The sequence below is a fragment of the Paenibacillus sp. P4_A7 genome (assembly GCF_056402455.1).
Genome location: NZ_JBFUHJ010000293.1, coordinates 1 through 7,028 on the forward strand (window position 1 = coordinate 1; position 7,028 = coordinate 7,028).

At 40.9% G+C, this 7,028-nt stretch carries 10 protein-coding genes; 4 read left to right on the forward strand and 6 right to left on the reverse strand.

Annotated features, from left to right (window positions below; genetic code table 11):
* From AC1DWN_RS24010 to AC1DWN_RS24025, 4 genes are all read left to right on the forward strand, one after another.
* Window positions 1-656 (forward strand): metal ABC transporter ATP-binding protein (locus AC1DWN_RS24010; RefSeq protein WP_477561416.1); only part of this gene is annotated, 656 nt, incomplete at its 5' end.
* On the forward strand, window positions 653-1,456 hold the full coding sequence (locus tag AC1DWN_RS24015) for a metal ABC transporter permease (protein WP_477561417.1): 804 nt from the start codon (window positions 653-655) through the stop codon (window positions 1,454-1,456). The genes AC1DWN_RS24010 and AC1DWN_RS24015, both read left to right, overlap by 4 nt.
* Before the next feature lie 23 nt (window positions 1,457-1,479).
* A complete protein-coding gene (locus AC1DWN_RS24020) occupies window positions 1,480-2,292 on the forward strand; it encodes a metal ABC transporter solute-binding protein, Zn/Mn family (protein ID WP_477561418.1) in 813 nt (270 codons plus the stop codon).
* Window positions 2,293-2,539: 247 nt separating this feature from the next.
* Window positions 2,540-2,764 carry a Ger(x)C family spore germination C-terminal domain-containing protein gene (locus AC1DWN_RS24025; RefSeq protein WP_477561419.1) on the forward strand — a complete coding sequence of 75 codons (225 nt, stop codon included), beginning with the start codon at window positions 2,540-2,542 and terminating at the stop codon, window positions 2,762-2,764.
* Window positions 2,765-2,942: 178 nt separating this feature from the next.
* Here AC1DWN_RS24025 and AC1DWN_RS24030 read toward each other — a convergent pair whose 3' ends face one another.
* The 6 genes from AC1DWN_RS24030 to AC1DWN_RS24055 all read right to left on the reverse strand — a co-directional run.
* Window positions 2,943-3,941, reverse strand: coding sequence for a hypothetical protein (locus AC1DWN_RS24030; protein WP_477561420.1), 999 nt, complete (start codon window positions 3,939-3,941; stop codon window positions 2,943-2,945).
* A 62-nt stretch (window positions 3,942-4,003) separates the two neighbouring features.
* Window positions 4,004-4,825 carry an endonuclease/exonuclease/phosphatase family protein gene (locus AC1DWN_RS24035; protein ID WP_477561421.1) on the reverse strand — a complete coding sequence of 274 codons (822 nt, stop codon included), beginning with the start codon at window positions 4,823-4,825 and terminating at the stop codon, window positions 4,004-4,006.
* A 47-nt stretch (window positions 4,826-4,872) separates the two neighbouring features.
* Window positions 4,873-5,331 (reverse strand): SRPBCC family protein, encoded by a 459-nt coding sequence (locus AC1DWN_RS24040; RefSeq protein WP_477561422.1) that lies wholly within the window; start codon window positions 5,329-5,331, stop codon window positions 4,873-4,875.
* A gap of 40 nt (window positions 5,332-5,371) precedes the next feature.
* Window positions 5,372-5,914 carry a DNA topology modulation protein gene (locus AC1DWN_RS24045; RefSeq protein ID WP_477561423.1) on the reverse strand — a complete coding sequence of 181 codons (543 nt, stop codon included), beginning with the start codon at window positions 5,912-5,914 and terminating at the stop codon, window positions 5,372-5,374.
* Window positions 5,914-6,714 carry an inositol monophosphatase family protein gene (locus AC1DWN_RS24050; RefSeq protein ID WP_477561424.1) on the reverse strand — a complete coding sequence of 267 codons (801 nt, stop codon included), beginning with the start codon at window positions 6,712-6,714 and terminating at the stop codon, window positions 5,914-5,916. Before AC1DWN_RS24050 ends, AC1DWN_RS24045 begins: the two co-directional genes overlap by 1 nt.
* A 98-nt stretch (window positions 6,715-6,812) precedes the next feature.
* A partial coding sequence (locus AC1DWN_RS24055; RefSeq protein ID WP_477561425.1) for a GNAT family N-acetyltransferase occupies window positions 6,813-7,028 on the reverse strand: 216 nt, incomplete at its 5' end.

Here is a 7,028-nt window from a genome sequence, read left to right on the forward strand (position 1 = left end):
GTTACGGTCCTAACCCAATACTCCATCAATTGAGCTTTAAAGCATTTAAAGGTGAGCTTGTAGCCATTACCGGGTCTAACGGAGCAGGGAAAACAACGCTGTTTCGAGTCATTCTTGGCGTTCTCCCTTTAATTGAAGGAAGTATGAAGATTGGTGATCGTATTTTGGAGAGCAAACATGATATTCGCTTAGCCCAGAGAAAAATCGGTTTCGTACCTCAAAGCATTAAAGAAGGAAAGCTCCCAATTACTGTTATTGAATCAGTGATGTTGGGCAACTGGGGAACTTCTTTTTCTTATTGGAAACGTCCATCTATCGTGGATAAAGAGAAGGCAGCCACATGGTTAGATTATGTAGGCCTCGGTGACTTGACTGACAAAGATTGCAGACAGCTGTCAGGGGGACAGCGTCAAAGAATGAATATAGCGCGTGCTTTAATCAGAGAACCTGATATCTTGTTGTTGGATGAACCTAGCACTCATCTAGATCCGAAATCACGAGAGCTTCTGTATTCTCTAATTGAACAATGCAGACAGCGTTCACCTCACCTACTCACCCTTATGATTACTCATCTGCTGGAAGAAACGGATAACGTGGTAGACCGTATTTGTCTAATCAATGATGGACAAATGACAGAAGTCAGTGGACGACAATGACACTATTAGACTATTTGCAAATCCCATTGTTCCAACGGGCACTATTAGCCTGTCTCATCGCAGGTGGGTGCTTATCTCTCATAGGGATAGTCGTTATCCAATTTCAGCTCACAGTTGTTAGGTTTGCTCTTATGCACCTTGCCCTTCTAGGAGGCGCATTCGGCTTACTCATTGGTGCCAAACCGATGTGGGGAGCTATGCTTGCTATCCTTGTTGGATCCATTTTATTCGGTCCTCTATCCTCAAAGATTAAATTGGAGCCTGCAATAACAGGAGCTTTCTTAATGACGGGCTCCTTGGCCGCTGCATTAATGCTCTTCCATGTTGGTGGCATTCCCGCCATGGAAGTATTTGGACTGTTTGCTGGCAGCATCCTTACATTAACATCGTTAGATATTTGGATCTTATGTTCCATCAGTTTTATTATTGTGGTTCTGTTTGTATGCTGCTATAGAGAAATTCAATTGGTCCTACATGATTCGGAGCAAGCACAATGGCTTGGAGTACCTGTAACAACCATTCGCAATACCCTTCTCTTTCTTACTGGCATTGCAATTGGAATCGCAATGAAACTGGTCGGCGCACTACTGATTGACGCACTGCTGCTCCTGCCAGCGATGGCTGCATCAAGAATAGCCCAATCTTATAAGCAGCTTCTATTCTTATCTTCATTGTTTGGAATGCTGACAGCGGTTGGAGGATACTTACTTTCCTTGTTGTTGAATTTACCTACTAGTGCATCCATTACAATGACTGGCGTACTGCTCTTAAGCATTTGCTATTTATATACCAAAAAATGAAATTTTCTGGAGGTTATTTACTGATGAAAGAACGCAATTGGAAATTAAAATTAGCCACACCTATGCTTGCACTGCTAACAAGCTCTGTTATTTTTACAGGTTGTTCTTTGGGGAYGAATGGAGAAGACGTAAGCCATGAACATAATCATAGCAGCGCAGGAGGACATAACGTTGTAGCGTCTACAAGCTGGACAGCTCTGATTGCTAAAACAGCTGGTTTGGACAATATCACTATTCTTGCTCCCGTGGACATGAAACACCCAAATGAATATGATTTTAAACCAAGTGATATCCAGAAGGTAAATGAATCAGATATGGTTCTCTACTCGGAATACGAGCCATTCATGAAGAAAATATTAGAATCGGCGGATGTGCCGGAAGCAGATCGATTTGTGATCGTCACAGAGAATTCTCCAGAGATGTTAAATGAACAAATTAGCTCTCTTGCGGAACAGATGGGAACAACCAACACAGCAAACAGAGCGTTGGAAGAGATTGACAGCACATTCGAAGCCATTCTTGCCGAATCCGCTAAACTTGACTCTGAAGCGAAGCGAGTAGTAGTTCAAGCCTATATGGTGCCTGTGGCTAAGTCCATGGGATATGAAGTGGTTGGTGAATTTGGACCGGCTGAAGTAACACCGTCACAAGCGGCAGAGCTGGCAGCTTTAAAGCCCGCTCTAGTCATTGACAACTACCATTTTCCGCAAGGAGAAGAAATTGCAAAGCTTGCGAACAGCAATCATATTGAACTTAGAAACTATCCTGAAACAGAGGAACAAACTTTAGTTGAGCTTATTCAAGATAACGCTAAAAAGCTGGGATTAAATTTATAGAATACTGCAATTAATATAATTTATACACGACCTTCCACAGACCAGGCAGTCAAGAAAGTCCGTTTTTTTACGGACTTTCTTTACATTACAAAGGACACCTTATATGAAATGGCTCACTACAAAAATGATAAGCCAATTATAAAAATTTTTGTTACCTTAGAAGGAAAATTAGAAGGTACACAATGTAACGATGACATGAGGAAATTAGAAACAAATGAAAGATTTCAAAACCTAATTTGAAAAACAGGTGGAGAATGGAATAACAGGCACCATTGAAAACGTTCAAAAGAAATATAAATCCGATATATTTGGCTTCGGAGAAGTCATGAATAGGCAAGATYACAAAAGCTTCAAAAAAGTCAAAGAAACATGGAATGAGGAGTTCGTGAAAGCGGAGATTGAAGTGAAAGTAAACATGAAAATAAAATCCTTGGGATTGGAAACAAACACTTTTTTAAATGAGAACAATTAATGACATGACGCTAGCAAAAACACGTCGGCTCATGTAGGATTAGTGGAATGGTGGTTTATGAATGGAAGGGCTATCCTTAAAGCAGCCACTTAGACTACCTTAAGAATAACCCTGCTTTAAATTTTACTCTATTCACCCTAATATCTAACACTTTCAACAAAAGAGTTACAGCCTTCCACTATTCTCGTATAGTCTCTTTAATATCACGCAATTGACTCAATTGATTAGGATCCAGTTTCCCGAATCTGTTTACTTTGACGTCCATACAAACTACGCCTTCGTTGTCAGTAACAGCCTTAACCCAGTTAACAAGTTCATTCGTGTCATAGTTAACTCCTTTATTTCCCCAGCCAGCCCAATTAGGATCATTCGCCCCAAGAAACGTAAAAATGAAATATTGAATTCGTTCACCCTGATCGACCCATCTACCGTTCAGCGGAATATGACCCAATTGATTCGTTTCACCTGCCGAGAAATCCTCATATTCGGTATAGGTAGCGTTGGTCAGCTCAACCCCTGGATTAAATGTAATGATTCTATTTGGATTACCTGACCTAGCTGCATCAGCMAATGTCTTATAGTTATATAGATTTGTCAAATCATCGTAAGTCCCCTTCACCAAATATGGGAACAATCCATCAAACCACCAGCCAGCTACCTTGCTGCCATAACGATCCGACCATTCTCGAATAACTTCCTGCCACTTTTGTATGGTAATCTGAGATGGAGGTCCGTCTGTACCGAGCGAAAAATCAAACGACTTTGTAATCGCATAATCACCTTCTTCTTTATGAGCGGAGTGTGGCGGATTTGCTGGAAGATATAACATTAGTTTTATTCCGTGCGGCTCTAAGGCATCGGCAATCTCCAAAGGTAAGTCCCGCAAAGAACATCTCTCACCAGGCTTTAATCCTGCTAATTGGTCATAAGTCGCGTTTGGCGAAAGATGATAGCCACTGTTTTGTCCCAAGGTTAGCAAAACAAAGCCTGCACCTGATTCCACAACTTGCTTAACATAATTGTCGACATCAAAGCCGTTGATTAAGTCATTCCAGCTCTCTGAATCCATCCATTGTTCCTCAGGATTGCTTATTACGCGGTTAATGTAGTTGGATATAAAGTGATGTGAAATACCATACTTTGCGTCTTTTAGCCAATTCGTGTTTGGGTTTGCCATGCTTGTCTTCCCTTCAGTTTCAGTTATTTTATTATAAGTTCTCTTATACAGCGACTGTTGCGCTAAGAACCAATCCATTCTAGAACTGAAAAAACTGGTCTGTGATCAGAAGCTACATCTTCCTTAATGACTTGCGAGCTAACTATACGCCATTGATTCTTGTTTCCGTACATGATGTAATCAATCTTACCGTCATCTTCATGGGTCCAATCCGTAATACCTGCAGTAGCGTCTATCCACTTACTCGTAAAAGTCTTGATCGTATCTGTCTCCGGAGTTGCGTTCAAATCACCAGCCAAAATGTAAGGGGAGGCTGTACCGTAAAGTTCAATAATCTTATTTACTTGTGCTGCCTGCATACTCTTCGGGATCCATTCTAGATGTGTGCCGGAGAACGTAAACTCAGGAAATCCGTTCTCGGGTTCAATCTTTACCGTTAACACAATACGCTGCTCATCTCCGTCTATTATCGGCAGTAAAGTTACTTCAGAATAGGCAATTGCATAACGAGAGAGCAACGCCATGCCGTATTCGCCGCCGGTGAGATCTATTGCCTTACCGAAAATTACATTCATTCCAGTCCATTCCGCCAGTTTCGAAGCTTGATCTACGTTACCGCTTCTAGGGACATTAATATCTACCTCTTGCAAGGCCACTATGTCTGGATTCAAGCTATTAATAACTTCAGCAATTCGAGGTAAATTTAAAATGTTATCGTTTCCTACACCATGATGAATATTGTAAGTCAGGATACGCAGGACAGGATTAATAAATACTTCAGTCGATGCATCCATTTTTTCATCCCTCTTTTCGATAAATTCATAGTTAGCTATAATTGCATCAGCGTCTGATCGTAGATATTGACGTATTATTAATTCATCCATATTCTCGCCCTTAGTCAATAACTTGAGATTAGCTGGTACTGAGCTGTTCACTTACTTCGCTCAGCAACAATTTTAAGCTGCTGATTACGATGCTCTAGAAACTTTTTCATATAAAACTTCAATACAAGCCGCTCTGCAATCCATCCGAGAACGCCTAATGGAGCTTCAAAATATAAAGTATCAGTCATGATCGTACCTTTATCTGTTGCCTGAAATTCATGTACATGCCTTAAGCTCTTAAAAGCACCCTTCTGCATCTCATCAACAAACAAATATGGTGCATCGTATTCAGAAATCTTAGATGTAAGTCTCTGTCTAACTCCGAAATGCGCAGCCTCAAATGTGACGAGCTCTCCGCCTTTAATAGTTCCGTATGTAACACCTGCTACGGCTCTCTCCTTCGTATGTTTCCATACTGTCTGAGTATGGATATCGATATTACGTGCTATATCAAAGCATTTTTCAATAGGTGCATCGATCTCGATATGTGTGGTTACAACGACCATATTCTGCAAACCCTCCGCATTTCTTGTATGTAAAATGGTTCTATTGTATGCTTTCAACCTGCTCCTGCAGCTGTTTAAGCAGCGATCTTGCTTCTTTGCGAGACCGTATGATATATATCTCCTTCTGCTTATCGAATTGCTCAAGCTTCTTCATAATTGCAGGTCTATTACGGTGCTTAAAGTTCCAAATGAATCGAATGAATGAACCGTCAAGCTGTTCAGGGCACTGCTCATTCAGATCGACTCTTGTGCGTCCATTATATTGAACTCTTCTTTTCAGCACACCATAAATACAGAGCAGCCGAGGCATATCCATAAAAATCACAGCATCCGCGCGCTCCAGCCGCAGATCCAGCGTTCTCGAATAATTTCCATCCATGATCCACTCGTCTTTAGCAGTGAACTTGCGTATTAGTTCATCCCATTCCTCATTTGGCGTTGCTATCCAATTTGGCTGCCAATAATAGCGATCTAAATGTATCACCGGAATATTCAATATGCTATTCAGTTGCTTCGTAAATGTGGACTTTCCTGCTCCTGCAGATCCTATAATGAGGAAACGCTTCATATTATGTAAAGACATTATTGAAGTCCATCCTTAACCATTTGTAGAAAATAATCTTTATGATCAGCATGACAAGCAATCAAATACGGCTGCTCGATCATTCCAGAGAACGGACGTCCTTCATAATCAATAACAATTCCCCCAGCTTCCTGCACCATCAGTACCCCCGAATAGAGATCTTCTCCCTCCGAGTTGTACAATATGATACCATCCAGGTCCCCTCTAGCTAACAYACACCACTGTAGAGTGGGTGCCCACAAACGCATCATTCTCTTTGTATTCAAATCAATATACTGACGCAGCTTTACAGCGTTCGGATCATTTTGCACACTATGCCCTTGAATCCAGCCAACCCTTGCTTTAACAAAAGGCTTCGCTTTATTCATTGAAATAGCTGCGTTGTTACAGCTAGCACCCTCCGTTGCAATTGTCGAATATAGGCGGTCTGTTATTGGCTCATAAATGACAGCAAGTACAGGTACACGTTTGTATATTAAAGTAATAGATACTGCAAATAGCGGCAGCCCAATAGCAAAGTTATTCGTCCCATCCAGAGGATCGACGAGCCACATCCAGTCGCTTTGAATCRCGTTATCTCCACATTCTTCCGATCTAATTCGATGATTGGGGAACAGCAGTTTTATTTTATGTAAAATAATCGCTTCCGCCATATGATCGACTTCAGTTACGATATCACCGTGGATATCTTTTTCATCATACTGTGTAAGCGTTCCGAACCGTTCACGAAGTAATCTTCCAGCTTCATATGCTGCCGCTATTGCAGCTTCACGTGCCATACGTATGACTGATAAATCCATACTGCTCACCCACTTATAAAGTAATGTATTTTCTGGCCAACTATATATTTTCACTTTAATTATTAAACAAGATTGATGATCTCATAATTCGTCCATGATTAATGATTAATCCAATACTTACAAATCCCATTCTTTATCYCTTCTAACACACCATTGTTGCTCTCAATAACTTTTCTTGATCGTGTATTGGTATCATCACATGTTACTAATATCTCTTCTATCCCCATTTGCTTTGCAGCTTTTAGCAGTTCAGCTAAAAATAACTTTCCGTAACCCTTACCTCGTTCACTTGGTCTTACCATATAACCGATATG

What these genes read in the sequence shown, in the direction of transcription:
- AC1DWN_RS24015 (WP_477561417.1), top strand. Translation starts at nt 653, where the DNA reads ATGACACTATTAGACTATTTGCAAATCCCATTGTTCCAACGGGCACTA.
- AC1DWN_RS24035 (WP_477561421.1), bottom strand. Translation starts at nt 4,825, where the DNA reads ATGGATGAATTAATAATACGTCAATATCTACGATCAGACGCTGATGCA.
- AC1DWN_RS24040 (WP_477561422.1), bottom strand. Translation starts at nt 5,331, where the DNA reads ATGGTCGTTGTAACCACACATATCGAGATCGATGCACCTATTGAAAAA.
- AC1DWN_RS24045 (WP_477561423.1), bottom strand. Translation starts at nt 5,914, where the DNA reads ATGTCTTTACATAATATGAAGCGTTTCCTCATTATAGGATCTGCAGGA.